General features: G+C 46.8%; 1 protein-coding gene. It reads right to left on the minus strand.

Going from position 1 to position 947, the window contains the following annotated elements; translation table 11 throughout:
- Positions 1-71: 71 nt before the first annotated feature.
- Positions 72-743 (minus strand): prolipoprotein diacylglyceryl transferase, encoded by a 672-nt coding sequence (locus EST42_RS07480; protein WP_134644894.1) that lies wholly within the window; start codon positions 741-743, stop codon positions 72-74.
- Between the last annotated feature and the right edge of the window lie 204 nt (positions 744-947).

Below are 947 nucleotides of genomic sequence, written 5' to 3' on the forward strand. Positions count from 1 at the left end.
GTTTCAAAACGGGGAGTTTGCCGGCTTTTGCGACTGAGACAGAGACTTCTGTCCCAGTCGCATTTAATTTATTAGTTTGGTTTGTCTTTCTTATGATTATCGACCTTTGATGTCTTAGTATCGGCAGCTTCACTTTTAGCGTCTGCTTTGTCAGCAGCTTGTTGTGAGGATAGCGCCTTCGACAAATCGGTTGCGTTATCATTTGCCGCATCTACAGCGCTCTTGGCAGAGTCTTGTGCGGCCTTAGCGGCATCATTCGCCGTTTTAACAGCTGCTTCTGCAGAAGAACGTGCCTTGGTGAGTTCGGATGACCTCTTATCAAGCGCAACTTGTAGCGAAGAGGCTTTGTCCGCTGACTCGTCCGCGTTCTTAAGTGCCATCACGTAATCTTCGCCACTTTTGGCGGCCTTGTTTAGCAAATCAACGCCGCCGTTAGTTGCCAACACCAGGCTATACAGGTTTAACGCTGATTGCCAATTGTTGTGGCGAATTTCTTTGTCCGCGTGCTTAAGGTAGTTAAGTTGCTCAAGGGCGGTACGGTTTTCGACGGAAACGTGAATGCCACGGGCCGCAGAGTAATAGATAGCGGCATCTGACCAGTTGTGGGCCGCGACGGCATTTCGCGCATTGCGCATATTACCTTGGTAACTTTTGTTTTCATTGAATGCATCAACACCCCAGAAGATCCCGGCTGCAGTTGCAGCTAAGGCAATTAGGGTGATGACAGTCCACTTAAGTTTCATGTGACCTCCTTAAAGATAGAACGCTTACCATTGTACAGGAAAAATAGTGCGAAAAACAGGACAAACATGAAATTAACCGCATTAATCAGGCTATAAACTGAAGAAATATAACAAAAAGCCGATAAGCAAAATGCTCATCGACTTCGTTAGCTGGGATAGCTGGATTCGAACCAGCGATACACGGTACCAAAAACCGATGCCTTA

Source organism: Weissella cibaria (assembly GCF_004521965.1).
Classification (GTDB): domain Bacteria; phylum Bacillota; class Bacilli; order Lactobacillales; family Lactobacillaceae; genus Weissella; species Weissella cibaria_A.

Coding starts and splice junctions, on each gene's coding strand:
- EST42_RS07480 (WP_134644894.1), bottom strand. CDS start 743: ATGAAACTTAAGTGGACTGTCATCACCCTAATTGCCTTAGCTGCAACT.